Raw genomic sequence first — 26,291 nt, forward strand, 5'->3', positions numbered from 1 at the left:
CATACCATCCAGATGCAATGTCCGGATCAGGGATCGGTGGGGAAATCTCACCGGTCTTCTACGGGAAATCTCACCGGTTCTTCTGAGGGGACAAGAACGCGTTTCCCGGGTGCTGACCAGGGTAGGATAACCGGCCCGTGACGATGGCGTTCAGGCCGAATGAACAAGGGAGGACCAGGATGAAAGCGGTGATTCAATGTGGTGGAATGGGAACACGCCTCCGCCCCTTCACTTCGATCTTGCCGAAGCCGCTCATGCCGATTGGTGCACGGCCGGTTCTCGAGATGCTTCTGAAATGGTTGCGACGCAACGGTATTCAGGAAGTCTATATTACAACCGGGTATCTCGGCCACTTGATCCGCACCGTGTGTGGAGATGGCTCGCAGTGGAACCTGAAAATTCGATACACGCAGGAGATGGAGCCGCTGGGCACCATCGGGCCATTGTCTTTGATCAGGGACGAACTGACGGAGCCATTCATCGTTCTCAATGGCGATGTCCTTACGGATCTAAGCCTCAGTCGATTTGTAGCAGCGCACCGTAAGCACACCGATCCAGTGACGATCGCAACAGCCTGTCGCCTGATCAAGATGGATTTCGGCGTCATCGACGAAGTCGACAATACCGTGCAGACCTTTCGCGAGAAACCGACGCTGTCGCATCTGGTCAGCATGGGGATTTACTGCATGAATCCAGACGTTCTGCAGTTCATCCCGTCCGGCATACCCTTTGGGTTCGACGACCTGATGCTCCAGATGATGCAGAACGGCACAACCGTGCACGTGTACAAGCATGAAGGTCTCTGGCTCGATATCGGGCGCGTCGACGACTTTCAGAACGCACAGACCATTTCCTGGGAAGACCAGTCGGCCTCGATCGAGGTCACTGCGACGGCTGCATGATGAAGTCACCAGCGCGGTTCCCACAGTTATCAGTCTAGGAGGTTGTGATGCTCTTGGTCAGTGCCCCGATCTTGGGTGTGCCGGAGAAGACTGCTTTGACCAAGGTCATCGACAGCGGCTGGCTGACCATGGGGGAGCAGGTACGAGCCTTCGAACAAGCCTTTGCCGACGTGCATGGTGCGGAGGATTGCGTCGCGGTCAGTTCTTGTACCGCAGCGCTTCATCTCATTTTGCACGCACTTGGTATCGGCCCGGGCGACGAGGTGCTGGTCCCATCCTTGACTTTCGTGGCGACCGCAAATGCGGTCCTCTATGTTGGTGCGACCCCCGTTTTCGTCGACATCGAGTCGGTCGATGTGCCGCTGATGTCCATCGCGGAAGCCGAAGCGAAATGCACGGCCCGCACCAAGGCAGTCATTCTCGTCCATTTCGCCGGCTACCTCGCCGATCGGGAACAATGGCAGAAGTTCGCCCGTGCCCGTGGGCTGCATATCGTCGAGGACGCGGCGCATGCGCCCGGCCTGAAGGAGGTGGGGACATTTGGTGCCGCGGCCGCCTTCAGCTTCTACGGCAACAAGAACATGACCACGGCGGAAGGCGGGGCGGTGATTGCCAGGGATGCCGGTCTGCTCGAGACGATCCGCCAGGCGCGTGGACATGGGATGACCACCGGGACACGTCAAAGGCTGAACAGCCGCACCCCGCAGTATGATGTCACCATGCTCGGATTCAATTATCGCATGGATGAATTGCGGGCTGCGATCGGATTGGTCCAGCTGCAAAATCTGCAGGAGTGGAATGAGATCAGGCGTATCCTGGTGATGCTGTATCGCCGTCTCATCGCGAAGCATTGCCCGGCCGTGACCATCCCGTTCCACGAGCCGCGGACGTCGGCCTACCACATCATGCCTATCCTTTTGCCGCGTTACGCCGACAGGCAAGACGTCATCGACGCACTGCGCGCGCAAGGGATACAAACCACTATCCACTACCCGCCGGTGCACCAGATGACGCTCTATCGTGAGCTCATTCCCGGTACTCATTTACCGCGCACGGAAGATTTCGCCCAGCGCGAACTCACTGTACCGCTGCATCCGCAGATCACCGCACCTTTGGTCGAAACGGTAGTGGTCGCTCTTGCCGCGGCGGTCAATAACTGCGCTCAGACAGGAACAGCCGCATGAATGCCCTGGACCTAGCCATTCACCGGCCTAACGTCTCGAGCGCCGCCCATGGGGCTGTGAGACGAGCAATCGATCTCGTCATTGCTGCAGCCGCGGCGATCGTCTTCGCTCCGCTGATGCTGCTGATTGCCCTGGCGCTGCTGCTGGAAGGCGGTCGGCCAATCTTCTTTACGCAGACCCGCGTCGGGGCCGGTGCTCGCCCATTCCGCATGTACAAATTCCGCAAATTCAGAGTGCGATGCGATCCCGGTGGCCTGGCGCTGACCATGGCCGATGACAGCCGCATGACGCCAATCGGGCGGTTCCTCGCCGCCACCAAATTCGACGAGCTGCCGCAGCTATGGAATGTCTTCAGAGGCGAGATGGCAATCATCGGTCCACGCCCGGAGAGCCTTGCCTTTGCCGATTGTTTTCGTGGGGGCTTTGAGGACATTTTACAATACAAGCCAGGCTTGTTGGGTCCGGCCCAGGTTCTCTTCCGGAATGAAGCGCATTTTTATCCGCGATCCGTGGACCCGCTATTGTTCTACCGCCAGGTTCTGTTTCCTGCCAAGGCCAGGCTCGACCTTTCCTATTATCCGCAGCGCACGATCGTCTCTGATGTCGTCTGGATGGTGCGCGGCTTGCTGGCGGTGCTTGGCGTCGTTTCGCCGCCGCCGATCGGAACGTGAGAGCAGGTGGAATACCCGCGCTCTCGTGGATTTGCAAAGTCAGTGCCTCACGTCATAGGGGGAACGCTTGGGTCATGGCATACAAGGGCAGGAAAGTTCTGGTTACCGGTGCCGATGGGTTCATCGGGTCGCATCTCACCGAAGCACTCGTCCGTAGCGGCGCGGACGTCACTGCGCTGGCTCTCTACAATTCGTTCGACAGCCACGGCTGGCTGGACGATTTGCCGGACACCATTCGAAGCCAGCTGAACCTCATCCGCGGTGATGTTCGTGACAGCGCGTTCCTTAACCGGATCGTGCGTGGCCAGGCGGTGGTGTTTCATCTCGCCGCACTGATCGCGATCCCATATTCGTATGCCGCGGCCCAGTCCTATGTAGAAACCAACATCCTGGGCACGGTCAACGTCCTCGAAGCGGCGCGGCAATGGGAGACGGAGCGGGTGGTGCACACCTCGACAAGCGAGGTTTATGGCACCGCGCTGACAATGCCCATCAGCGAATCACACCCGTTGCAGGGACAGTCACCATATTCGGCATCCAAGATCGGTGCGGACATGATGGCGGAGTCGTACGCCAGATCGTTCGACGTCCCCGTGGTCATCATGCGGCCCTTCAATACGTATGGCCCACGCCAGAGCGAGCGAGCCATCGTACCGACCATCATACGTCAGGCTCTCGACAAGAAATGCTCGGCGATCATGGTGGGAGACACCAGCCCGATCCGCGATCTTACTTTCGTGGAAGACACTGCGGCGGCGTTTTTGACCGCAGGTTCGGCCGAGCTCGAATTTGGCCATGCCTACAATGCCGGAAGCCAGCGCGCCGTGACGATCTCGGACATATTGGATCTGGTGGTCGAGTTGAGTGGCTGCAAGAAACCAATTCACCGCGACGAGCGCCGCCTGCGGCCGCAGAATTCAGAGGTGCGTGCCTTGCTGGCTGATTCTTCGCTCCTCGAAAGCAAGACTGGATGGCGCGCCCAGACCAGCCTGCGCGAAGGGTTGGAGCGGACCATCGGATGGTGGCAGGGACGCCTCAGCGAAGGCCGGGTGCGCCATGAGATGGGTTACATGACATGAGCTTTCGCCTGGGTGGATTGGCTCCGCAGTTGTCGCTGGATTCGAACCAGAAGGAGATTGTCACCAATGGTCCTTGTTAACCGAATCCTTCTTGTCGTGCTCGGCATGCTGGCTGCCATGGATACGGCCGCTGCAGCGGAAGCGCAGGTCGCCTATCGACTTTCCGCCGGCGACACCATCGAGATAGGAATTGCCTCCATCCCGGAGCGAACGCAACGTGCCGTGGTCCAGATGGACGGCACGATCGCGTTTCCCGAAGTCGGGATGGTTTCGGTGGGCGGCCTAAGCCCGGCCGAACTGCAAACACGCATGCAGACGATCCTGCCAACCAAGATATTCCACCATCGTCTGCCTGACGGGCGGGAGCAAATGATCGTCATCAAGCCGACAGACGTGACCGCCGTGGTCGCAGAATATCGGCCGATCTATGTGACAGGGGATGTGCTCACTCCCGGACAGCAGGCCTACCGGCCGCTGATGACCGTGCGGCAGGCGATTGCCGTGTCAGGTGGTTTCAGCCTTTTGCGGTCCCGGGCAAACCAGGTTGGCCCCGATCCGGTGGATCTGCGGCGCGATTACGAATCGCTTTGGGGGGAATACACGAGAGACTACTATCACAGCGCCCGCATTCGCGCCGAACTTCAGGGCAAATCGAGCTTCGACATGCAGCCACCACAAGGATCGCCCTTGCCGGCAGTTTTTGCATCGGCGATCGCCCAGGCCGAAGCAGAAGGGCTGAAGCTCTCGTTGGACAACTTCCAGCAAGAGCAGAGCTTTCTCGATAAAAGTGGCAAGGATGCCGCTGCACAAACCGAGACCTTGCTCAAACGCGAGCAGGCCGAAGCGGATGGCGTGAAGGCGGACGAAGACGAGCTGGCGCGCGTAAGGAAAGCGTTTGAGTCCGGAAATCTCACCAATAACCGGCTCGCCGACGTCCGGCGCGCTTTGGTACTCTCTTCCAGCCGGGCACTCGAAACGTCGGTTGAACTTATGAGAGCACGACGTCAGCAGGCTGATTTTGCCAGACAGCACGAACGCAATGACAACCAAAGAAGGATAGGTCTGCTGACTGAGTTGAAAGATACCAATGTGCGTCTTGCCGACATCAATGCAAGACTTCGCGCCGCCAGCCAGAAGTTGCAGCCCACGGGAGCTGCCGCCCTGCCGTTGCCGGTTGCCGGTGAGACGATCCAAGCCGAGGTCACGATCGTTCGCAGGGTCGGCGAAGAATGGCGGAAACAGCCGGCCCAAGAAGACACCGAGGTCATGCCGGGAGACACGATCGAGGTAAGGTTCAGCAGCGCTCTCGAGAGCGCGGCGATCCGATAGATCGGCTGCGCCTCGAGCCAAGCGGCCGCCACTGGGTTGGCAGCCGCTTACTGCCTGAAAGCTCTGGAAAATTGGTCGGTAAGAGGTTTCATCAAGTAGGACCAGACACTGCGCTCGTCGGTTCTTATATGGACTTCGGCGGGCATGCCCGGTTTGAGGATTTTCTCTCCTGTCAGGCAGGTCGCTTCGTTCTCGACATCGATGCGCGCCGAAAAATAGGAAAGCTGACGTTGCTGATCCTTGATCAGATCTGCGGAGACGCGGTTGACCGAGCCTTCGCAAGCCGGTGTAGTGCCGGCGTCGAACGCCGGAAAGCGGATCGACACCTGCTGTCCGGGATGGATCTCATCAATGCGCGACGGAGGAATGGAAGCGTCTACGACAAGGTTGTCGGAATCGGGCACAATCATCATGAGCACCTCCCCGGCGCCAATCACGCCTCCGACGGTGTGGACCGAGGATTCTTGTACCGTGCCTGATTGCGGGGCGCGAATGTCTGTCCTGCCGAGCTCGTCTTCGGCCACCACCTTGCGCTCACTGAGTTCGGTCTGCTTGGCTTCCGTTTCGCGAAGTTCGTTGGTCACGTCGCTCCGCATTTGTTCGTCGAGCTGAAGCACCTGCAGGTCCGTTTCACTGATGTGAGCTTGTACCTCCGCTATCGCTGCGACAAGGCGTCCCGATTCGCCGCGAGTCCGGGTCTTCTCCAGGCTGACAGTGCTCAACCTCTCCTTGGAGACCAACTTCTTTGCGTAGAGAGATTCGACGTCAGCAAGGTTCTTGGTCAGCAGATCCAGAGACTCATCCGTCGCAGACTGCTGCGATTTGAGGCCATCGATCTGACGTTCCAGCTGCTTCGCGCGGCTTTGCAATTGTGCCTTCTGGCCAGCCAGCGCCGCAGCACGGCTTTCGAACAAGGCACGTTCGCCGCTGACAAGCGCCGCCACTTGCGGGTCACCCATTTGAACCCGAAGGCCAGGCGGGATCTGCATTTCCGGCAGACCCTGGCGCTCGGCTTCCAGCCGGGCCAGACGAATGGTGGCTCGATTGAGGTCCTCGGTGATTATCTGCAGGTTTGCTCGGGTCAATGTGTTGTCCAGCCTGACCAACACGTCGCCGGCCTTCACGTGATCGCCGTCCTGCGCGAAGATTCCGCCGATGGTGCCGCCGGTTTGATGCTGGACTTTTTTTATGTTGCTTTCGACCACCACAGTTGCAGGCGCAATCACCGCGCCGGCAATCTTGGTCAATCCCAACCACAGCCCTCCGCCAAAGATCAACAGCAAGCTGGTTGCCAAGCCCAAGAGCAGATTGGCCCGGATGCCATCCGGATCCGGCTTCGTTTCCAACGAACGGCTTTCGCCACCGGGCGCGGCGTATGGCGACACGGTAACAGTAGAGCGATACCTCACATATGCCCGGCTGCACCTCTGTGCAGCGGAACGAGAATGTTCTGCCAGGCTCCGGAGCAGATTGCCCCAGGGTAAATTGGCTCGAATGCCATCCGGCTCTGGCTTCGCCCCGGTCGGCTGGCCTTCGCCAGCGATCGCAGCATATGACGACATGGTCACGTTAGACACTAAGCAATACCTCACGCATGCCCGCTTGCACCGTGCTGCAGCGGAACGACAATGTTTGGCTTGTCCGGACGCGGGAAGGGCCGGATCACATTTGCCAGAACGTCTTCGCGCGAACCGAACGAATGGAGCATCCCGTTCGACAGGACGAGTACCTGATCGATGTTGACGAGAGCGGAGGGGCGATGCGCAACGACGATCACGATACCGCCGCGCTGACGCACTGCCAGGATCGCGCCGGCCAAAGCAGCATCGCCGTCTGCATCCAGATTGGAATTTGGTTCGTCAAGAACGACGAGGAATGGATCACCGTAAAGTGCCCTGGCAAGTCCGACGAGCTGCCTCTGCCCAGCCGACAGGGCTGCGCCGCCTTCTCCGATGCGTGTTTGAAAACCCTGCGGAAGACGCATGATCATCTTGTCCACGCCCGCAGCTTTGGCAGCTGCCAACACGCCCCTTGCGTCGCTTTTGCCGCCGAACCTTGAAATGTTGTCGGCGATCGTGCCGTCGAACAGCTCAACGTCCTGCGGCAGGTAGCCAATATGAATGCCGAGCAGCTCTGAATTCCACTGATCGAGCGAGGCGCCGTCCAATCTTACCGTTCCTCGAAGCGGCTTCCATGCCCCGACCACAGCGCGCACGAGCGTGGTCTTGCCGGAGCCGCTCGGGCCGACGACCGCCAACCCTGCGCCCCTCGCCAAGCGGAAGCTTACATTGAAGATTGTTGGCTTCTGCAGACTTGGTGGCGCGACCGTCAATTCCTCGACCGCAAGCTCCGCCTTTGGGCGTGGCAGTTCCATTGGCTCTTGCTGGCTATCAAAAGCATCCAGCGCTGCCGCCAGCTCGGAATAGCTTTTGCGGGTTGCCAGAAACCCTCTCCAATTTGCGATCGCCACATCGACCGGCGCCAGTGAGCGGCCCAGCAATATGGACGACGCTATGATCACACCCGGCGAGGCCTCGCCCCCGATCACGAGGTAGGCACCAAGCCCCAGCACGCATGATTGCAAGGCCATTCGGAGCGTCTTCGACAGTGAGCTCGCTGCGCCAACGACGTCGGAGAGCCGTTCCTGGTTCTTCAGATAAAGATGACTGACCTCGTTCCAGCGCCGGCTAAGCGGGGCGGACAGGCCCATAGCCTGAACAACCTCTGCGTTGCGGCGGCCGGAATCGGCCAGAAGCCGCTGCGCAACGAGTGTTTCAGACGCACGAGCCGCAGGTTTGCGGCCGATGATCTCCGCAGCCACCGTCAAAAGCACAACGGCGCATGCGCCGAGCGTTGCCAGCACGCCAAGCGCAGGGTGCAGCAGATAGATGACCACCATATAAAATGGTATCCAGGGAGCGTCGAATAAGACTGTCGGGCCCAGTCCGGAAAGAAAGCCACGTAGCTGGTCCAGATCACGAAGCGGATGTACCCGGTTCGCATCCGGCCCGGCAACGAGGGGCAGGGAAAGCGAGGCTGCGAACGCCTTTTGCTGCAGATTTCTATGCAGGCGGCTGCCGATGCGGACCAACAGGCGAAGCCTCACGAAATCGAGGAGCCCGTAGGCCGCGTAAAGTCCCAGCATCCCGACTGTAAATCCGACAAGAGTCGGCACGCTCTGCGAAGGCAGCACGCGATCGTAGACCTGGAGCATGTAGACGGAGCCGGTCAAGGCGAGGATATTTATCAATGCGGAGAAAACGCCTACGCCAACGAGGCCGTGCACACAGCCGAACATCGCGGATCGTAGATCGAGCGAGCGCCCTTTGGTTGACTTCATGATATGCGCTCTTTGACGCGAAATTGCCGCGCAATCTCGTCGGTTCTTTCGATGAGGGACAAACTTTAACCTTCCGGGAAGCAGCAGCTCCGCCCTTCGCTGCTGGAACATTACGAATTGCTTACATATGTGCCTTCTTTGATTAAAATGTAGCAAAATCGTGACGCCAGGCTGAGAATTCGGCAACTGGCTCGCCAGGCTGGGGATAACCGGGTCTGGTAAGGAGATATTCCTAATCATGACACAGCGCAGAAGCTTATGGTCATCTTTGTAGCATCAAGGCGTCGAAGCGTCTGGGGACGGATGGGTTTTGATTTTGTCGATCGAGAGTTAAACGGTTTTGAGATACACTTCATCGGAACGCAATTGTCGGCCACCAACGCCGGCTAAAACGGGGAGGCGAGTGTCGTGAGCGAAGAGATCAATGTTGCCGACGCCTACGGCAGGGGCCGCAGCACCTTCATGGGATTGCAGCTGCTGGTCTCGCCCGGTGCGCTTGTTCCTCGGCCGGAAACGGAACTGCTCGGCAACGCCGCTCTCGATGTTCTGAGCCAACTGAACTTGCCGGTGCCTCGCGTTGTCGACATGTGCTGTGGGGCGGGCAATCTGGCGTGCGCCATCGCGCACCACGCTCCCACCGCGCGCGTGTGGGCAAGCGATCTTACCGACGGATGCGTGGAGGTCGCGCGCCGCAACGTCACCCATCTTGATATGGAGGAGCGGGTAACGGTGCTTCAGGGCGACTTGTTCGGCGCCTTCTCCGGCTTGGAGCTTGACGGCACGATCGACGTGATCGTTTGCAACCCGCCCTATATTTCGGAAAAACGGCTCGAGGGCGATCGTTCGCATTTGGTCGAGCTCGAGCCGCGTGAAGCGTTCGCAGCCGGACCCTACGGTCTGAGCATCCATATGCGAGTGCTCAAGGACGCGCCGCGTTATTTGCGGCGCGGAGGCATCCTGCTTTTCGAGGTTGGGCTTGGCCAGGACCGGCAGGTCATGAGTTTGCTCGAGCGTTCCAAGGCTTATGAGAGTATCCGGGCAGTCACCAACCAGGCCGGCGAGGGCAGGGTGGTTGTGGGGCATACGAAGGCGCAGGCGTAAGCACCGCCGTCGCGACAGGCCTAGACGCGCTGTCGCAACCGGAAACGGTCGGGGACTTGAAACAGAGTTGCGCGAGATGTCGGCAAATCAGTTTCTCTTGCGCATGACATATTGCGCAATTCCCTCGATGGAATCGAGATTCTCGGGCAGCAGCTCGCTGTCTTCGACCGTGATGCCGAAGGTCTCCTCGATGAAGCCGATAACCTCGAGCACCCCCGTCGAGTCCACGATGCCTTGGTCGAGAAGCGAGGTGTCGCTCTCCAGGCTCTCTGGATCGGCTATATAGAAATTCGACGCCAGGAAAGCGCGAATTTGATCGCTGCAGGTATCGGTTCTATCCTTGGTAGACAACATTGATTTCGCCTCCGGTACAAAAAATGAATGCTGATCAACTTCGCCCTGATACCGACTCATGACAGGGCGGTTTTTTTGAGTTTGCCCGTGTCGGTCATCGGCAGACTGGGTACGATGACGATCGACTTTGGAACCATGAAGTTTTCCAGTCGTCTCTGGCACTCTTTCTGCAACTGCTTTTCACCGATCATGCTTCCTTGCTCCATCACGACAAATGCCTTCACTGCTTGTCCAAGCAACTCGTCCGGAACGCCGATGACCGCGGCTTCCCGTACGCCCGCAATCTCCATCAACACGTTTTCCACCTCCTTCGGCGCTATCTTCTCGCCCCGCGATTTTATGATCTCGTCGCCGCGACCGACAAAGTAGAGGTAGCCCTCGGCGTCCATCCGGCAGTAATCGCCGGTGTACAGGACCTGCTCGCCCGGCAGCGGTCCGGGCTTGAGCTTCCTGGCCGTCGCCTCCGGCTTGCCCCAGTAACCCTTCATCACCGTCGCTCCGCGGATGACGAGCTGGCCAACGACACCGTGGCCGACCCGCCTGTCATGCTCGTCGACAATCCACATTTCCGTATTGGGGATGGCGATCCCGACGCTCAACGGCTTTCGCTCGAGATCCTCCGGCGGCAGGTAGGTACAGCGCTTGCATTCGGTAAGGCCGTACATCGAATAGATACGGGCACGAGAAAATAGCTCCTGAAGCAGGAGAATGTGCTTGAGCGGCAGAGCGGCCGCAGTGTTCGTGACATAGCGAATACTCGAAAAATCCTGATCCCTGAGAGACTTGAGCTCCCCGAGTGCGGCGAAGATGGTCGGTACGCCGGGAAAGCCCGTCACCCTTTCTTGCTTGATCAGCCCAAGGATCTGCGCGGGGAAGGCGAACGAGCGTTCAAGCACCAGCCGGGCGCCCGCGCCGAATGCCATGATCATCTGGTACAGGCCGTAGTCGAAGGCGAGCGGCAGGACGTTGAGGATCACCTCGTCTTCAGCAAGCGCCAGGTATGAGGAAATCGAGGCGCACGCGGCAACCATGTTTCGGTGCGTCAGCATCACGCCCTTGGGCTCGCCCGTCGAGCCGGACGTATAAATGATTGCAGCAAGATCGATATCGATGCAGCGGCGCGCGGGCGGCGTGCTGCGGGCTGCCGCGACCGCAGTTTCCCAGCGCACAGCATGCGGCAGTTCTTGCAGGTCGTCGCGTTCGATCGGCCCGGAGACGATCATGCAGCGCAACGATGGGCAATTCCGCGCCGGCTCCCTGAAAATCGAATGCAGGTGGTTGTCGGTGATCAGTGCCGTCGGGCGGCAATCGTTGAGCAGATAACCAAGCTTGTCGCTTTTGGTGAGTGGATTGACGATGCACACCACGGCGTTGGCCTTGAGCACGGCCCAGAAAGCGACGACGGCCTCGACAGTGTTGTCGGCGAAGATCACCACCCGATCGCCGCGCGCGATTCCGGCCTGGCTCAAATGATGCGCTATGGCGTTCGAGCGCATATCGAGATCGCCGTAGGTGACACGTTGATTACCGCACACCAGGGCCACCTTCCCGCCGAGCCGGCTGGCAGAGTGGATGAGATAGTCGTGCAGGAGCGGTACGGCGCCATGCATCATGCGAGCACCTCTGCGCGATGCTCGCGGTCGATATCGACGCTGAGCTTGAGCGTGCGAGCTCCACTTGGTCGGCTCGCGATAAATTGCTCATGAAGAAGCTGCGTCGACAGCACCCCGACCAGCGCCATATTGTCGGAGTTGGACAGGTCGGCGCCGCCGGCGCTGGCCTGGCACTTGCTCAGGAGACGGGCAACCGACTTAGGATCGAAGACGTTTGCCTCGCGCAGCGCCGCCTCCGAAAGTGCTTCGCGAATATAGGCCGGAGCGCCATCGGCGACGAAGCAAAGCGCGTTGGGGGCCCGGTAGGGCTGCTTCTTGCGAGTGACGATTTCCGACGGCACAATCGGTTGCGCCACACGCTTCAGAACATGCTTTTCATCGAGCACGCGCAGCTTATAGGCGGCCGGAAGCGAATTCGCGAGCCTCACGAGTTCATGATCGAGGAATGGGAAGCGCCCCTCGACGGAATGGGCCAAGAGCATCCTGTCCCCTTGCGATGAAAGCAGGTATCCCGACATCAGCGTCTGGATCTCGATATGCTGGTCCTGCGCAAGGGAGCCCCATCGCGAAAACTCCGCCGGCAGGCGGGCAAGCAGCTCGGACACGGCGTTGCGGCGCTCCGTTTGGGCCCGCATGTCTGCCGAAAACAGCCGCTTGATAGCGCTCGTGGTACGCCAGCGCGTGCCATGCGCAAAACCAGGCGCGTCATGGGCGTGGATGTCGCGCCCGAAGAACTGGCGTGCCATCGCCTGCTGTTGCACCGGCGAGCGGCTGAGATAGGGATAGAGGCGCTCCAGCAGCCGGGAGCGTCGCGTCGAGGCGGGCTGGCGTCCCCAGAAACGGCGGACCTTGCCCTCGCGGAACAGATCGTAGCCGGCGAACATTTCGTCGGCCCCTTCGCCGGTCAGCACGACCTTGATGCCATGCTGACGCACCAGTCTCGATAGCAGGAACAGCGGCGCCGGCGCGGTCCTGAGGATTGGCCGCTCGGTGTGGTAGATCACCTCAGGGAAGATGCCAGCGATATCGCTGCGCGAAACAACCACCTCATGGTGCTCGCTTCCCGCCACGCCGGCAACCAGGCGCTGGAAATGAGTCTCGTCATACTCGGCGTCGGCAAAACGCAGGGAGAAAGTCTGGAAGCGCCCGCCGGCGAAGCGTCTTCCAAGCGCGGCGACCAGCGAGCTGTCGAGCCCGCCGGACAAATAGCAGCCGACCGGCACGTCGGCGCGTACTATCCTGAGCGCCGTAGCGGCTTCCAGGGCGCCGCGCACTTCCTCCACCGCGTCATCAAGTGAACCGGCGAATTCGTCATCGCCGGGTCCGTCAACCTCTGGATAGCTTGGCTTCCAAAAAGCCCGCTCGCGAACGATGCCACTGTCATAAATGCGAATGTGCCCTGGAGTGAGTTCGCTTACTCCTCCAAACACGCCTTGTGGCGGCACGACGGTCCAGAGCGTGAAAGTCTGATCGATGCCGGCTGGATCGAAGGCGCGGGGTATATCCGCATCGGCCGCGAAAATGGCCTTCACCTCGCTGGCGAAGTAAAGCCGTCCGCCGTGCTCGCAAAAATGCAGCGGACAGATGCCGAACCGATCCCGCGACAAGACGAGTCGACCCGCCACGGAGTCCCAAATGGCGACTGCCCATTGCCCATTCATCCGCTCGAAGGCAGCCTCGCCCCAGGCATGATAGGCATGGACGATGACCTCCGTGTCGCTGCGTGTGCGGAAGCGATAACCGAGCGCGACCAGGTCTTGTCGCAGCTCGATGTAATTGAAGATTTCGCCGTTAAAGACGATCCACATTGTGTCGCCCGCGCCAGCGAGTGGCTGCTGGCCACTGGCGAGATCGATGACGGACAGACGGGCATGCGCCAATCCCGCACGTTTGTCCCGGTAAAGACCGCGCTCGTCCGGGCCGCGATGCGCCAGTGTGCCTACCATGCGCATCAGCGCATCACGGGAAGGGGGCGCCGCGGCGGCGCTCAGCGACACAATTCCGGCGATGCCGCACATCGCCTAGCCCTCGCCCATTGAAGAGGACACCAACGGCCGCGCGTGAAGATAGCGTGCGGCGCGCCGTTTGCTGTCGATATCCTTGAAAACTTTCTGAACCTGCACCACGGTGAGACCGGTGGCCTCGGCGACGTCTTCGCTAGCGATCCCGTGGTTTAACCCGTAGAGGCACAAATCCATCAGATAATAAGGCAGTGCGAAGTAGAACTCCTCCTGGCTCTGCGCCATCGAGAAGGTGTCCGTGGTGGGCGGTCTGCGCCGGACCTCTTCCTCCACCCCAAGATATTCGGCCAACTGGTAGACCTGGGTCTTGTAGAGGTGAACGATTGGCATCAGGTCGGCGATTCCGTCGCCCTGCTTGACGAAGAAGCCCTGGTCGTATTCCAGGCGGTTCGGCGTGCCCGCTACCGCGTAGTTGAGGCGGTCGGCATGATAGTACTCGGTCATCTTGCGCAGGCGCTGCTTGTAATTGGTTGCGGCGACGATCTGCAGATAGGCTGCCGACGGCAGACGCACCGTGTCGGTCCTGCCCTCAGGGTCCTGAACCGTGAGGCGCGTGATGTTGAGACCATTGCTCTCGAGAACTGAGGCCAGCACCAGCTTGCATTTCCAGCCGTCCCCATAGTCGGGAACGACAGTCTGGATTGCCTCGGTCTGCCGACAATAGGCGCCGATCGCTTCGAGGGCCGGTGTTATGTCCTCCAGGATCGCATCGATGCCAAGCTGTGCGGCGACAGTGCGGCCAAGCCTTAGCGAGTCACCGGAGGAGTGGCGCTCCGGCATGAATATTCCGAGGACCTTGTCTTTCCCAAAGGCGCGAACACACAACGCCGCGACGACGGAGCTGTCGATGCCGCCTGAGAGGCCGACAACCGCGCCTCGACGTCGCAGCGTGCCAAGGACCTGCTGGCGCAGGATCTGGACGATGCGATCGACCTCCGCAGCAGCGTCGAGCACAAGCGCGTCCTTGCTGAATGTTGAGATCAGGTCGATAGCTTGTACTCCAGTTTGCGAGACTCGGTTGGCGAATAGGTTTGCGCCACCGCTTTCTCGATAAGCGGGCGGTTGGTGGCGAGGTGAGGTTCTACGACCAGATCGATGTGGCTGCCGACGATCGGAATCACGTCCAGATGTCCGAAAGCGCGATCCCAGCCGATGGCCAGAGGCATTCCGGGTCGAGCACAGCGGAACAGGGTGCCTGTGATCGGCAGCGCCGGCTTTGGCTCGGCCACCCACTGGAAGAAGGCTCGCGCGCGCAAAACCTCTTGCAGTTCCAGTTTGGTTCTAAAACTCGTCGCGTTGAACTGTCCCTGAGCGAAACGATCGAGAAACCGGACCAGTTGCGCCTCGCGCCGCATTGCCACGGCGACTTTCGCGAGGGCCCGGCAAGCCATCCGATAAGCGGATACGCGGTTGGTTCGGATTCGATTGAATGTGCGCGTAAACGTCTCCCAGCGAGCGCTTCGCTCGCCGACGAGACTGGTGTCGAGAATGCCAAGGAACCTTACGGTCCGCCCCGCGGCCAGCAGCCGCGCCGCAACTTCGAAAGCGACAGCACCGCCGAGCGAATGACCGAGAAGTCGTATATGACCCGCGGGTTGAGCGCGGCGGATCTGCTCGACGGCGGCATCGGCCATGTCGGAGAGGCTGTTTTGCCCGCGCAGGATCATGGTCAGGGCTGGGTACCTGATCGGGGCAACGCGGGTGATCTTGCCCATCGCTGCTGCAAAGGCAGCAAGGCTCGGGCCGTAGCCGACGGATCCCGGGAACAGAAAAAGAATTGGAGGATCATGCTTCTGGGCGCGCGCGCTTTGGTCGCCTGCCTGTGCAGACGCGACCGCCTTGACCATCTCGTCCAGGCTCATTCCAACGGTGAACGCCTCAAGGCCGAGTTCCTGCCCGATGGCGCTTTCGATTTCCATGACGCAGTGCAGCAGCTTCAGCGAGTCTCCTCCGGCGTCATCCCAGCGTCCCGCCGCTACGCGCGTATTGAGGATGCTGGTCCACGCCCGCTGGACGATCTGCTGCGCCGTCAGCTTGCCTCGCGGCTCGAGCGGACGCGCCGTCGCTGCCGTCCCTCTGGCTGAAAGATCCATCTCTGCAAGTGTCGAGATGTCCACCTTGCCGCTTGGCAGACGCGGGATCTCGGCGATCGTGTGTAACCGCAAGGGACGCAGCGGCGGTGGCAGATTGGTCCTCACAAGCTGGCGAAGCTCGTCCGAAAAGCTCGCTTCGGCCGAGCGCCGAGGAACGGCAAAGGCGACAAGCTCATTGGCCGCAGTCACGATTGCCACGGCATCCGCAACAGCAGGCGCGCAACGCAGCACCCGTTCGAGTTCGGCTGGCTCGACGCGTCGACCGTTGATCTTTACCTGCCGTCCCTTGCGACCGACGATGTGCAGTAAGCCTTGATTATCAAGTCGGGCGAGGTCACCTGTCGCGAAAATCCGAAGGCCTGGATCGTCCGGGTCTGATGTCGCCGGCATAACCGCCCCGTCCTCCCAATGGCCAAGCAAGACATACGGGCTCCTGATCAGAAGCTCTCCGCTGCGGCCCGATTGAACGCAGCGGCCCGCTTCGTCGACAATTGCGAAGGTGATTCCAGGCAGCAGCCAACCAACTGGAACCGAATCTCCATGCTCCGGCCAGTCTCGCGGCAAGAACCATTGTGAGCCGGTGGTCTCGGTTGACGAGTAACCGATCTGGATGAGGCACGTATCGGAGACGGCCTTGCGCAGCAGTGCGATGTCGGTCCAGGGCACCTTCTCGCCACCGATCCGGGCGACTCTAAGCGAATGGAACGCTTCAGCAGGTCCGTCGGCCATGAGCGCGCGAAGCAGCGCCGGCACCAGATAGGTGATTGTCACGCCTTCGGATCGCACTAGGCGCTGAACGGCGCGCAAGCCGACCGCTTCGACTTCGACCAGATGCAAAGTGGCCCCGGTGAGAAGGGCTGCAAGAATCTCCCGGTACCCGGCGATTGTGGCGGGTCCGGTCAATGGCAGGAAAACATCATCCGAGTTGATGTGGCATGCATCGACATATTGCTGGACCCGGCACAGCAAGCTGCGCTGGCTGTTAACGATGCCTTTGGGGCGGCCTGTGCTCCCTGACGTATAAAGCACGATGGCGGGCGCATCGACCGAGACGGGGTAAGGCTGAGGCACTTGTACCGATTGCGAGGCCGCACTGGTGGGCACATCGATCCAACTGACTTGGTGAGGCAAACCGGCGGGTCGGACATTGCCCTCGCCCAGGATGGCCGAGAGCCGCGCCCCCGCCACGATTTCCAGGATCCGCGAGCTGGGATCTCGCGCGTTGAGTGGCACCGAAAGTCGCCCAGCCGTCATGCTTGCCAGCATGGCGATGGGATACCAGGCCGAGTTGGCCTGAAGAATCCCTATCGCCTGTCCGTCTGGGACGGCGGCAGCGATCTGGTAGGACAGCGTCTCAACTGACCGGAGAAGCTGGGAATAAGTCAGACGATTGGCGCCGTCGCTGATTGCAAGCTTGTCGGGGTACTGGCGGACCATATTTCTCAGGTGATCGAATACGGCAACGTTGGTAAAATCGGTGCCCAATCCTTGAAATGGGCGCAGTACCGGACCACCCTGATCCAGTGCGTATTGTGGAACACTTGACCATTTATTGGAGGTCGTTGTCTGACAATCCACCGCTAGATCCTGATCCGCGACTTCTGATCCCAAATATGCCGAAGACATGAGTTGCCCACGCTAAGATTAGGATCACTTATCGCCTCCCGCCCCAATCTTTTCATCGATCATTCTGATGATGCCCCGATCTTCGCCCAAGGACGCTTGGTTAGTCACTTCGCCTGTTTCGCAAGCCGCCGGCAGAGCCAATCATGCCGGGCTCGCGTGGTGCGCTTGACGCAGCGAGCACTGGCGTTCGTGCCAGGTTGGCAACGCCTGTTACACATCTGCCAAGGTGGGATCGAAGACGGAATCGCCGCTATTCAGGCACATTGCCTATTCTGTGGTTCTCCCGGGCGATACCGGCAATGGTTCAGTATCGGAGTAGCTGCCGGCGACAAAACAATATGCATAGATCTGTCCCCGATTTTCGTCAGTCACGCGGATCCAGTCTTTTTCCCACTTTCGGAAGGTAATATGTCCATCGGTCACCATGGCCGCAGCCTTGAACGGACTCGGCGCGTTGACGACGCGCACCGAGATCACATCGTCGCCGTCCATACGCTCGACGAGATACGTCTGCATGAAAGCCTCCCGCTAAACCACCCGCACTTTAACGCCGGCTAATAGATTCGGTTGCAACGTGCTTGGCGAAACTTGGGGTGGACACGTTCCATACCTGCAGGCACCTTCGCACTCGGCGTCGGCCGCGATGGTCTCGCCTGTCGGCAACGGTTCGCGCGCCCTGAGCGTCGAGACCAAAAGAAGCTCAAGACAGCTCAGCGGGCTGAGATATCGGCCGGATGGCTGAGCGCGCAGCCTGCGCGCCGCCCAGACCGGCACCATCGCCGCGCCGATTTCGGACGTCACCAACCCCTTTTTCGCCGAGTTCGTACGCGGACTGGAGACGCAGCCCACCAGCGCGCCGAGCGCTATAATATTCTGCTGTTCAACACCGAGGAGAAACACGGCACGCGAAGCGCGCGAGATCGACCGGGTGCTGGAGCGCCGCATCGACGGCATCGTCATGGCACCGGCGGCGGCAACGAGGAGTTGCTCGCCGACCTCGCCGAGAGCGGACTGTCACTCGTCTTCGGCCACCGCAGGCTGAAGGGCGTGCTGGAACGTCAGTCGTATTTGGCCAGGAAGCGCCCGACGGCGGCGAGGCAGTCGTGCTTTTCCTCGACATGCGGCATGTGGCTGGAATTCGGGAAGACCAAACCTTCGACGTGCGGGATAAGATCCAGAAAGGGCTGGACGCAGGCCTCGGTCGCTTCGTCGTAGAAGCCGCGGAAAACCAGGGTCGGCGCCTCGATCTGATGCAGGCGGTCGACGATGGTCCAGTTCCGCATCGTGCCGATGACGTGGAACTCATTGGGACCATTCATGGTGTGATAGACGGTCGGATCTTCCTCGATTGCCGCAAATGTCCGGGCGACCTCTGGCGGCATCGGAACGACGCGACAGACATGGCGGTCGTAGAAAGCCTTCGTCGCCGCAACATATTCCGGATGATCGGTGGTTCCTGCCGCTTCGTGCCGGTCGAGCGCGCTTTGCACATCGGCTGGCAGCCCGGCGCGCAATTGCCGGGCTCCTTTCACCCACAGCACCATCGAGGCCAGCGAATTGGCCAGGATCAATGCCTTCAGCCCCTCCGGGCGGCGCACCGCGTGCTCGGCCGAAAGTATGCCGCCCCAGGATTGGCCCAGCAGGGCGTAGCGGCTGGCAATGCCGAGATGGGCGAGCAGCGCATCGAGTTCGCCCAGGAAGAAATCGACGGTCCAGAAGTCACCGCCCTTATCCGGCAGATGGGTCGATTTGCCATTGCCGATCTGGTCGTAGTGGATGACGGCTCGTCCGGTTTCGGCAAGCTCCTTGAATGAATCCACATAGTCGTGCGTGCAGCCCGGTCCACCATGAGCGACGATCAGGGGCAGCTTGCCCGAGGTGAGGTTTCCGGTCACTCGGTACCAGGTGCGATAGCCCTGGTATTGGCTAAATCCTTCGGTGATCGCATGCGCCGTCACAATCAAAGCTCCGCATCATGGCGCGGCAGGAGCCGAAGTGTGGACCCTCCCAAGCCTTGTTTTGCGGCCGACGGTACTAAGCGGCCCGGCGCATTTACAGCTAGCACTATTTATAGGTTTGCCGGTTATGAGTTTGCCCGAGGCAAGGCCGATCGCCCGCAGGTCGAGAGCCTCAATGCTCCGGTTCAAGCAGCCGGTAATGGGCGGCGAGCGCGATGGCATGGAAGCGGTTGCGCGCGCCAAGCTTTCGCGTCGCCGCGTTGAGGTGCAGCGTTGCGGTAGGCACCGCGCGGCCAATCTCACGCGCGACCTGCTTGGCCGTCAGTCCGGCAGCGGCCAGGCGCAGGCACTGGCGTTCGCGCGACGTCAGATGGACATGTTGGCAGGTGCGGATTCCAGCATCGAAACCGGCATAGACGGAATCATGCAGCAGATGACCCAGATCGCCGATCTCGGCGATGAAGGGTCTGGCTTCGGCCTCGAACCCGGCCTCCGGATCGGCACGGATAGCGGTGAAGGTGGCGAGATCGCCGCCGGCAAGGCGAATGGGTACGGTGACGCCGCAGGTCATCCTCGTGTCAAGCAGATAGCTGACCACAGGATCGTGCTTGGACTGAAGCACACGCTGCATGACGTTGCTCTGAACGCCGTTGTGCGACCAGAGAAACGGTCTCGATACCGCGAGCGCGGCCTCCTGCACCGGGTCGAGCTGATAATATCCGCCCTTGCACCAGAGATCCTGCATGTCGCGCGGCACGTTGCGCAGAGCCATCAGCGAGGGCGTGATAAGCTCGCCCTTGTGGCTGACCGGCACCGGCGTATAGTCGTAGATGAATGCGGTGAAACCGATGGGCTCCAGCACCTCCGTCGCCATCGCCATGGCAGCGTCGATGCTCATTCCAGTTCGGAACCGGCTCTCTAGATCGCCTGGAAGGCTTTGCATCCGGCAAGCTTACCCGCTGATGATTGCTTGTCAAATAGCCATGTCGGGCGACTGCTCAACAAATAGGCGGGAATAAGCCTGTCCGACCCTATCTATCTTAATAGCTATCCCGTCCGGCTTCGCTCGCCGTAGTCTTTTGCGATTGGGCGAAGTAGCGAACGCCGTTCGCAAACCCAGGACTGTTTTCAGCCGCGCGGTGGTCGATCGACCGGATTCAGCGCGGCAAAAGCCGACACGCCTCCATGAGGGAACAAATATGCGACCCCAAAAAGCATTTGCAGCGTTGATACCCGGGCTGGCTCTGCTCGGCGTGACGATGATGTCGCCGGCAAGCGGTGCCTTGGCCGCCGAGGGCAAGCCAGGCGGCACGCTCCGATTGCTGGCCAATGCCGCGGCAGGCACCGCCGATCCGCACATCAATTACACGCTGCAGTATTTCCAGATCAATTATGTCCTCTACGATGGCCTGGTGACCTACAGGAAGGCCGGAGACAAGACCGGCTTCGAGGTCGTCGCGGACCTGGCGGAAAGCCTCCCGCAGGTCGAGAACGGCGGCAAGACCTATGTCTTCAAGCTGCGCAAGGGCATCAAGTTCGCCGATGGCTCGGACGTCACGACCAAAGACGTGGTCGCTTCGTTCCAGCGCATCTTCAAGATCAGCGGGCCGACGGCCGGGACCTTCTACAAAGGCATCATCGGCGCGGATGCATGCTTGAAGGCGCCCGCGACATGCTCCCTCGAAGGTGGCCTGTCTGTCGACGATGCGGCCGGAACCATTACCTTCAACTTGGTCCAGCCGGATGCCGAGTTCCTGCAGAAGCTTGCCGTTCCACACGCGTCGATCCTGCCGGCGAGCGCGCCGCTCAAGGACGCCGGCACCGATCCGATTCCGGGCACCGGACCCTATATGATCGCCAGCTACGACCCCAACAAGCTGATGAAGATTGTGCGCAACCCTCACTTCAAGGAATGGAGCAAGGAAGCGCAGCCGGCCGGATATCCGGACGAGATCGACTATGAATTCGGCCTTACCGACGAGGCGGCGGTGACGGCGGTCGAGAATGGCCAGGCGGACTGGATGTTCGATCCGCCGCCGTCCGACCGTCTCGCCGAACTCGGCACCAAATATGCCAAGCAGGTCACGGTTCACCCGCTGACGGCGATGTGGTACGCGCCGATGAACACCAATCTGGCGCCGTTCAACGACATCCGCGTTCGCCAGGCGGTGAACTTCGCCATCGACCGCGCCGCGATCGTCAAGCTTTTCGGCGGCAGCAATCTGGCGCAGCCGGCCTGTCAAATCCTGCCGCCGGGCTTCCCGTCATTCGCAGCCTATTGCCCGTTCACCGCCAATCCGGGTGAGAAGTGGTCCGCGCCGGATATGGATAAGGCCAAGCAATTGGTTGCTGAATCGGGAACCGCAGGTCAGGAGGTGACGATCATCACCGAGGACACCACTGTCTCCAAGGCGATCGGCGTCTATCTGCAGGACGTGCTCAACCAGCTTGGCTACAAGACGTCGGTCAAGCCGATTTCGCAGAACATCCAGTTCACCTACATCCAGAACACCAACAACAAGGTGCAGATTTCGATCTCGCAATGGTTCCAGGATTACCCGGCGCCATCGAATTTCCTGCAGGTCTTGTTCAGCTGTGCCTCGTTTACGCCAGGTTCCGACGCCTCGGTCAATATTTCGGGGTTCTGCGACAAGTCGATCGACGCATCGATGGACGAGGCAGAGGCAGCCACCATCGCCGATCCGGCCAAGGGCGCGACACTCTGGACCGCCATCGACAAGGCGGTGACGGACAAGGCGCCGGTCGCCGTCCTGTTCACGCCGAAGCGGGTCGATGTCATCTCGTCCAGGCTGAAGAACTTCACCTTCAGCCCACAATTCTACTGGATCGTCAGCCAGTCTTGGGTGGAATAACCTCCCGGAGCCAATGCGACGGAGCGCCGCCGGCTCTCCGTCGCATTTCCTTTTCCGGCGGATCAGCGCATCTTTCAGGCCGAGATTTTTCCTAGGCAATCCTGTTCATGGTCAATGTCATTGCGGATCAGCCCGCCATCTCGGTTCGCCGGGCCACCGATGGCCCGTGGCGCACGGCATGGCGCAAGCTGAGAGGCGATCGTTCGGCAATATCGGCATTCGCCGTGCTCGTCGTCGTCGTGATCGCCTCGCTCGCGGCGCCGCTTTATGCGCGGTACGTCTCCGGCACCGATCCATTTGTGACCAATCTCAATGGCGAGGTCGTCGTCGATGGGGTGACCCAGCCGGTGCTGCAGCCCTCCACAGAAGGCCTTGGCCTCGGCATGACGCCGATCGGGCCGACGTGGCGCATCGGTCCCTACCTGCTCGGAGCCGACAACCAGGGCCGCGACGTCGCGGCGCGGCTGCTTTACGGCGGACGGGATTCGCTGTTGATCTCGGGTGCTGCAGCCGCGCTGTGCCTCGTCCTCGCGACGTTTCTGGGGGTCGTCTCCGGGTTCTTCGGTGGCATCGTCGACATCGGCCTGTCGCGCATTCTCGACGTGCTCTGGGCCTTCCCGATTTTCCTGCTGGCGATCTCGCTGTCGATCGTGCTGATTGCGCAGAGTATCCAGATCGGTCCATTCGAAATCCGCTCCGGCAGCCTGTGGCTACCGGTCTTCATCATCGGCATCGTCTATGTGCCCTATGTGGCGCGGCCGATCCGTGGCCATGTCCTGACCTTGATGCATGCCGAATTCGTGACCGCTGCGATCGGCCTGGGCGCGTCGCCCTGGCGCATCCTTTTGCGCGACATCATGCCCAATGTGGTGACCCGGATCATCGTTTTCGTGCCGTTGATCCTGGCGCTCAACATGATGACGGAATCCTCGCTGTCGTTCCTGTCGATCGGCGTGCAGCCGCCGGATGCCAGCTGGGGCACCATCATCCAGGACGGCCAGGGCCTGCTCTATTCGCGGCCGGTCGTTGCACTGGCGCCGGGGCTGGCCATCGTCATCACGGTCCTGGCCCTCAACATTCTGGGCGACAGCGTACGCGACGCGCTCGATCCGAAATCCTCGCCGAGGGGCGTCTAGTGGTTGCCGCGCTCGGCTTCCGGCTTGGCCAGATGGTGCTGGTCATGTTCGGCATAAGTGTCGTTGCTTTCCTGATTTTCTTTGCGACGCCGGGCGCCGATCCGTCAGCGCGCATTGCCGGCCGCAATGCCTCGCAAGAGACGTTGATCCAGGTGCGCCACGATTTCGGTCTCGACCGGCCATTGCCTGTGCAATATGGGCTGATGATGAACCGGCTTTTTGTCAGCCGTGATCTCACCTCCTTCGTCAATCGCGGGCAGCGCGTCATCCCGACCGTGATAAGCGCCATTCCGGTGACGCTGTCGCTGGTCGGCGGCGCGGCAGTGCTGTGGGTGCTGGGTGGACTGATTGTCGGGGTGATCGCAGGCGCAACGCGCGGTACATTCGTTGATCGCGCGCTGATGATCCTGAGCCTGGTCGGCGTGTCGATCCCGGTCTTCTGGCTGGGCGAGGTCGCCAACCTGCTGACACAAAGCCGCTGGCACGACAGCTGGCTGTTTTCCTGGGTTCCTCCGCTCGGCTACATCCCCCTGACCGAGAATCCCTGGGGCTGGTTCAAGGCGCTCGTCATTCCGTGGTTCACGCTGGCAACCCTCTATGTCGGCCTCTATGGACGGGTGCTGCGCGCAAGCCTGATCGAGATGATGCAGGAGGATTTCATCCGCACCGCCCGGGCCAAGGGGATCGGCGAGCGCCGGGTGTTGCTGCATCATGGCCTCAGGACCTCGCTGGTCGCGTTCGTTACCATGTTCGGCCTCGATTTTGGTGCCCTGGTCGGCGGCGGCGCACTGTTGACCGAAGTGGTCTTCGGATTGCAGGGTGTCGGGAAACTGACCTATGAGGCACTGCAGACCCTCGATCTGCCGATGATCCTGGCCACGGTGATCTACGCCGCCTTCTTCGTGGTGATGGCAAACTTCATCGTCGACGTCGTCTTCGTCATCATCGACCCGAGGGCACGCAATGTCGGCTGATGCTCCTCTTCTGGTGGTCAAGGACCTCACCGTCTCCTTCCGCAGCGACGAGGGCCTGGTGCGGGCGGTGGGAGGCGTCTCGTTTGCCGTCGAGCAGCGCGAGATCATCGGGGTGGTCGGCGAATCCGGTTCGGGCAAAAGCCAGACCTTGCTCGCCATCATGGGGCTGATCGACAGCCCCAACGCTATCGTCTCCGGTTCCATCCGTTTCATGGGACAGGAGCTGATCGGGCTCAGCCGGCGTGCGCTCGATGCCATTCGCGGCCGCCAGATCGCGATGATCTTCCAGGATCCGATGTCGGCGCTCACTCCTGTGCATACGATCGGCAACCAGATCGGCGAGCAGGTGCGCGCGCATGAAAAAGTGTCGGCGAAAGCCGCGCGGGCGCGGGCCGTGCAATTGCTGGATGCGGTCGGCATCGCAAATCCGGATCGGGTCGTCGACAGCTACCCGCACCAGCTTTCCGGCGGCATGCGCCAGCGCGCGGTGATTGCCATGGCACTCTCCTGCAACCCGGCGCTGCTCGTCGCGGATGAACCGACCACAGCCCTCGATGTTACCGTGCAGGCGCAGATCCTCGAGCTGATCGGACGATTGCGCGACCAGTTCGGCTCGGCGGTGATCCTGGTCACGCATGATCTTGGCGTCGTTGCCGAAGTCGCGGACCGGGTGCTGGTGATGTATGGCGGACGCTTTGTCGAGGAGGGCGGCAAGAGCAGCGTGTTCCGGGCGCCGCTGCATCCCTACACATGGGGCTTGTTCGGCTCGATCCCGCCGATGGGGGGACCACGTCCGGCCCGGCTTGCCGCTATCCCGGGGATTCCGCCCTCGCTCTCCAACCTGCCGAAAGGCTGCGCCTTCGGCCCCCGGTGTGCCTTTCGCCACGACGCCTGTCTGGTCCAGCTGCCGATCATGCAAGGCGAGAGCCATCGCGCCGCCTGCGTGTTGCCGGAGTCCATGCGCAGACAATTCGCTGTCCAGAAGGCTGGCGGCGTGGAGATGCAACGATGAATGCCGTGCCGCGCCCGCTGCTTCGCGCTGGCGATCTGTCGAAACGTTATAGCGTCGGCCGCTCGATCTTCCCGGCACAGCGCCGGACCGTACATGCGGTCGATAAGGTGTCTCTCGACATCTGGCCCGGGGAAACGCTCGGCATCGTCGGTGAGTCCGGTTGCGGCAAATCCACGCTTGGCCGGTGTCTGGTGCGTCTGACCGAAATCAGCTCGGGGTCGCTGGAATTCGAGGGCCGCGACATCAGCGATGCCTCCCAGCGCCAGCTTCGTCCGTTGCGGCGGCAGATGCAGATGGTCTTTCAGGATCCCAGCGCTTCGCTCAATCCGCGCCGGCGGGTCGGCGATCTGCTGGCCGATCCATTCCGTATCCATGAACGCCTCTCGGCATCGGAAATGGCGGATCGCGTGGCCGACCTTCTGCGCCGGGTCGACTTGTCGCCCCAGCACGCATCGCGCTATCCGCACGAATTCTCCGGCGGCCAGCGCCAGCGTATCGGCATCGCCCGTGCGCTGGCGCTGCGGCCACGGCTGATCGTGGCCGACGAGCCGGTCTCGGCGCTCGACGTGTCGATCCAGGCGCAGATCGTCAATCTGCTCGCCGATCTGCGCGAGGAGTTCAACCTGACCTATGTGTTCATCGCTCACGACCTTTCCGTGGTGCGTCAGATCTCGAGCCGTGTGGCGGTAATGTATCTGGGATCGATCGTGGAGAGTGGGCCGACCGACGAGGTCTTTGCGGCGCCCAGACACCATTACACCGCGGCGCTGCGTTCCGCCGTGCCGATACCCAGCATCGACCGGGCGCGGCGCGGGCGGTTGGTACTCAAGGGCGACCTGCCCAGCCCGATGAACCCACCTTCGGGATGCCGGTTCCACACCCGCTGCCCAGCCGCCACCTCCCTCTGCCGCAGCGAGCGTCCGCTTCTTCAAAGCATCGGCGATGGCCGCCTGGTTGCATGCCATCATCCAGCCGGCGGTTGAGAACACACGTTTCTCGTTCAGCTGCATCATCTGATCACGACC

The 26,291-nt window shown here is 60.9% G+C and carries 22 protein-coding genes; 11 read left to right on the top strand and 11 right to left on the bottom strand.

Annotated features, from left to right (window positions below; translation table 11 throughout):
• Positions 1-179 precede the first annotated feature (179 nt).
• The 5 genes from NKH01_RS16950 (at position 180) to NKH01_RS16970 (ending at position 5,165) form a co-directional block, all read left to right on the top strand.
• Positions 180-902: a nucleotidyltransferase family protein gene (locus NKH01_RS16950; RefSeq protein WP_031193847.1), complete on the top strand. Its 723-nt coding sequence runs from the start codon at positions 180-182 to the stop codon at positions 900-902.
• A 47-nt stretch (positions 903-949) separates the two neighbouring features.
• The gene (locus tag NKH01_RS16955) at positions 950-2,086 is read left to right on the top strand and encodes a DegT/DnrJ/EryC1/StrS family aminotransferase (protein ID WP_023718557.1); all 1,137 of its coding nucleotides are present in this window, start codon (positions 950-952) and stop codon (positions 2,084-2,086) included.
• Positions 2,083-2,757, top strand: coding sequence for a sugar transferase (locus NKH01_RS16960; RefSeq protein WP_031193846.1), 675 nt, complete (start codon positions 2,083-2,085; stop codon positions 2,755-2,757). Before NKH01_RS16955 ends, NKH01_RS16960 begins: the two co-directional genes overlap by 4 nt.
• 74 nt (positions 2,758-2,831) lie before the next feature.
• Positions 2,832-3,836: an SDR family NAD(P)-dependent oxidoreductase gene (locus tag NKH01_RS16965; RefSeq protein ID WP_023718555.1), complete on the top strand. Its 1,005-nt coding sequence runs from the start codon at positions 2,832-2,834 to the stop codon at positions 3,834-3,836.
• A gap of 66 nt (positions 3,837-3,902) precedes the next feature.
• On the top strand, positions 3,903-5,165 hold the full coding sequence (locus tag NKH01_RS16970) for a polysaccharide biosynthesis/export family protein (protein ID WP_353021302.1): 1,263 nt from the start codon (positions 3,903-3,905) through the stop codon (positions 5,163-5,165).
• 47 nt (positions 5,166-5,212) lie between these two features.
• Here NKH01_RS16970 and NKH01_RS16975 read toward each other — a convergent pair whose 3' ends face one another.
• Both NKH01_RS16975 and NKH01_RS16980 read right to left on the bottom strand, forming a co-directional pair.
• Entirely contained in the window at positions 5,213-6,511 is a 1,299-nt protein-coding gene (locus NKH01_RS16975) for an HlyD family type I secretion periplasmic adaptor subunit (protein ID WP_352589441.1), read from the bottom strand.
• A gap of 242 nt (positions 6,512-6,753) precedes the next feature.
• Positions 6,754-8,505 (bottom strand): type I secretion system permease/ATPase, encoded by a 1,752-nt coding sequence (locus NKH01_RS16980; protein WP_353021305.1) that lies wholly within the window; start codon positions 8,503-8,505, stop codon positions 6,754-6,756.
• A gap of 408 nt (positions 8,506-8,913) precedes the next feature.
• Between NKH01_RS16980 and NKH01_RS16985 the strand changes: the two genes are divergently transcribed.
• Complete coding sequence (locus tag NKH01_RS16985; protein ID WP_023718551.1) at positions 8,914-9,606, top strand: N5-glutamine methyltransferase family protein; 693 nt, start codon at positions 8,914-8,916, stop codon at positions 9,604-9,606.
• A gap of 87 nt (positions 9,607-9,693) precedes the next feature.
• Here NKH01_RS16985 and NKH01_RS16990 read toward each other — a convergent pair whose 3' ends face one another.
• The 9 genes from NKH01_RS16990 to NKH01_RS17030 all read right to left on the bottom strand — a co-directional run bounded on the left by NKH01_RS16990 (position 9,694) and on the right by NKH01_RS17030 (position 20,169).
• Positions 9,694-9,960 (bottom strand): acyl carrier protein, encoded by a 267-nt coding sequence (locus NKH01_RS16990; RefSeq protein WP_023718550.1) that lies wholly within the window; start codon positions 9,958-9,960, stop codon positions 9,694-9,696.
• A gap of 56 nt (positions 9,961-10,016) precedes the next feature.
• Complete coding sequence (locus tag NKH01_RS16995; protein WP_023718549.1) at positions 10,017-11,573, bottom strand: class I adenylate-forming enzyme family protein; 1,557 nt, start codon at positions 11,571-11,573, stop codon at positions 10,017-10,019.
• Positions 11,570-13,591: an asparagine synthase (glutamine-hydrolyzing) gene (gene asnB, locus NKH01_RS17000; RefSeq protein WP_023718548.1), complete on the bottom strand. Its 2,022-nt coding sequence runs from the start codon at positions 13,589-13,591 to the stop codon at positions 11,570-11,572. The genes NKH01_RS16995 and asnB overlap by 4 nt, the downstream gene beginning before the upstream one ends.
• Positions 13,592-13,594: 3 nt before the next feature.
• Positions 13,595-14,578: an NAD(+) synthase gene (nadE, locus tag NKH01_RS17005; RefSeq protein ID WP_031193946.1), complete on the bottom strand. Its 984-nt coding sequence runs from the start codon at positions 14,576-14,578 to the stop codon at positions 13,595-13,597.
• Positions 14,575-17,313 (bottom strand): AMP-binding protein, encoded by a 2,739-nt coding sequence (locus NKH01_RS17010; protein WP_353021309.1) that lies wholly within the window; start codon positions 17,311-17,313, stop codon positions 14,575-14,577. Before NKH01_RS17010 ends, nadE begins: the two co-directional genes overlap by 4 nt.
• Positions 17,314-17,580: 267 nt before the next feature.
• Positions 17,581-17,829 (bottom strand): hypothetical protein, encoded by a 249-nt coding sequence (locus tag NKH01_RS17015; RefSeq protein ID WP_023718545.1) that lies wholly within the window; start codon positions 17,827-17,829, stop codon positions 17,581-17,583.
• Between the two features lie 12 nt (positions 17,830-17,841).
• On the bottom strand, positions 17,842-18,273 hold the full coding sequence (locus NKH01_RS17020) for a hypothetical protein (RefSeq protein ID WP_352639384.1): 432 nt from the start codon (positions 18,271-18,273) through the stop codon (positions 17,842-17,844).
• A 98-nt stretch (positions 18,274-18,371) separates the two neighbouring features.
• Positions 18,372-19,271, bottom strand: coding sequence for a proline iminopeptidase-family hydrolase (locus tag NKH01_RS17025; protein ID WP_031193844.1), 900 nt, complete (start codon positions 19,269-19,271; stop codon positions 18,372-18,374).
• A gap of 172 nt (positions 19,272-19,443) precedes the next feature.
• Positions 19,444-20,169, bottom strand: a complete 726-nt coding sequence (locus NKH01_RS17030; RefSeq protein WP_023718543.1) for a LuxR family transcriptional regulator — start codon at positions 20,167-20,169, stop codon at positions 19,444-19,446.
• 301 nt (positions 20,170-20,470) lie between these two features.
• Here NKH01_RS17030 and NKH01_RS17035 point away from each other — a divergent pair, with 301 nt between their 5' ends.
• The 5 genes from NKH01_RS17035 to NKH01_RS17055 all read left to right on the top strand — a co-directional run bounded on the left by NKH01_RS17035 (position 20,471) and on the right by NKH01_RS17055 (position 26,249).
• Positions 20,471-22,144, top strand: coding sequence for an ABC transporter substrate-binding protein (locus tag NKH01_RS17035; protein WP_353021313.1), 1,674 nt, complete (start codon positions 20,471-20,473; stop codon positions 22,142-22,144).
• Between the two features lie 107 nt (positions 22,145-22,251).
• On the top strand, positions 22,252-23,280 hold the full coding sequence (locus tag NKH01_RS17040) for an ABC transporter permease (RefSeq protein WP_353021315.1): 1,029 nt from the start codon (positions 22,252-22,254) through the stop codon (positions 23,278-23,280).
• Positions 23,280-24,254 (top strand): ABC transporter permease, encoded by a 975-nt coding sequence (locus NKH01_RS17045; protein WP_023718540.1) that lies wholly within the window; start codon positions 23,280-23,282, stop codon positions 24,252-24,254. Before NKH01_RS17040 ends, NKH01_RS17045 begins: the two co-directional genes overlap by 1 nt.
• Positions 24,244-25,266, top strand: a complete 1,023-nt coding sequence (locus tag NKH01_RS17050) for an ABC transporter ATP-binding protein (protein WP_353021317.1) — start codon at positions 24,244-24,246, stop codon at positions 25,264-25,266. Before NKH01_RS17045 ends, NKH01_RS17050 begins: the two co-directional genes overlap by 11 nt.
• Positions 25,263-26,249: an ABC transporter ATP-binding protein gene (locus tag NKH01_RS17055; RefSeq protein WP_352639398.1), complete on the top strand. Its 987-nt coding sequence runs from the start codon at positions 25,263-25,265 to the stop codon at positions 26,247-26,249. Before NKH01_RS17050 ends, NKH01_RS17055 begins: the two co-directional genes overlap by 4 nt.
• Positions 26,250-26,291: the final 42 nt, after the last annotated feature.

Source organism: Mesorhizobium sp. M1403, from assembly GCF_040317695.1.
Taxonomy (GTDB): Bacteria; Pseudomonadota; Alphaproteobacteria; order Rhizobiales; family Rhizobiaceae; genus Mesorhizobium.

Excerpts from the sequence above, each read along its gene's own strand:
- NKH01_RS16950 (WP_031193847.1), top strand. The coding sequence starts at position 180 with ATGAAAGCGGTGATTCAATGTGGTGGAATGGGAACACGCCTCCGCCCC.
- NKH01_RS16955 (WP_023718557.1), top strand. The coding sequence starts at position 950 with ATGCTCTTGGTCAGTGCCCCGATCTTGGGTGTGCCGGAGAAGACTGCT.
- NKH01_RS16960 (WP_031193846.1), top strand. The coding sequence starts at position 2,083 with ATGAATGCCCTGGACCTAGCCATTCACCGGCCTAACGTCTCGAGCGCC.
- NKH01_RS16965 (WP_023718555.1), top strand. The coding sequence starts at position 2,832 with ATGGCATACAAGGGCAGGAAAGTTCTGGTTACCGGTGCCGATGGGTTC.
- NKH01_RS16970 (WP_353021302.1), top strand. The coding sequence starts at position 3,903 with ATGGTCCTTGTTAACCGAATCCTTCTTGTCGTGCTCGGCATGCTGGCT.
- NKH01_RS16980 (WP_353021305.1), bottom strand. The coding sequence starts at position 8,505 with ATGAAGTCAACCAAAGGGCGCTCGCTCGATCTACGATCCGCGATGTTC.
- NKH01_RS16990 (WP_023718550.1), bottom strand. The coding sequence starts at position 9,960 with ATGTTGTCTACCAAGGATAGAACCGATACCTGCAGCGATCAAATTCGC.
- NKH01_RS16995 (WP_023718549.1), bottom strand. The coding sequence starts at position 11,573 with ATGATGCATGGCGCCGTACCGCTCCTGCACGACTATCTCATCCACTCT.
- asnB (WP_023718548.1), bottom strand. The coding sequence starts at position 13,591 with ATGTGCGGCATCGCCGGAATTGTGTCGCTGAGCGCCGCCGCGGCGCCC.
- NKH01_RS17010 (WP_353021309.1), bottom strand. The coding sequence starts at position 17,313 with ATGTCTTCGGCATATTTGGGATCAGAAGTCGCGGATCAGGATCTAGCG.
- NKH01_RS17015 (WP_023718545.1), bottom strand. The coding sequence starts at position 17,829 with ATGCAGACGTATCTCGTCGAGCGTATGGACGGCGACGATGTGATCTCG.
- NKH01_RS17020 (WP_352639384.1), bottom strand. The coding sequence starts at position 18,273 with ATGACGATGCCGTCGATGCGGCGCTCCAGCACCCGGTCGATCTCGCGC.
- NKH01_RS17030 (WP_023718543.1), bottom strand. The coding sequence starts at position 20,169 with ATGAGCATCGACGCTGCCATGGCGATGGCGACGGAGGTGCTGGAGCCC.
- NKH01_RS17035 (WP_353021313.1), top strand. The coding sequence starts at position 20,471 with ATGCGACCCCAAAAAGCATTTGCAGCGTTGATACCCGGGCTGGCTCTG.
- NKH01_RS17040 (WP_353021315.1), top strand. The coding sequence starts at position 22,252 with ATGGTCAATGTCATTGCGGATCAGCCCGCCATCTCGGTTCGCCGGGCC.
- NKH01_RS17050 (WP_353021317.1), top strand. The coding sequence starts at position 24,244 with ATGTCGGCTGATGCTCCTCTTCTGGTGGTCAAGGACCTCACCGTCTCC.
- NKH01_RS17055 (WP_352639398.1), top strand. The coding sequence starts at position 25,263 with ATGAATGCCGTGCCGCGCCCGCTGCTTCGCGCTGGCGATCTGTCGAAA.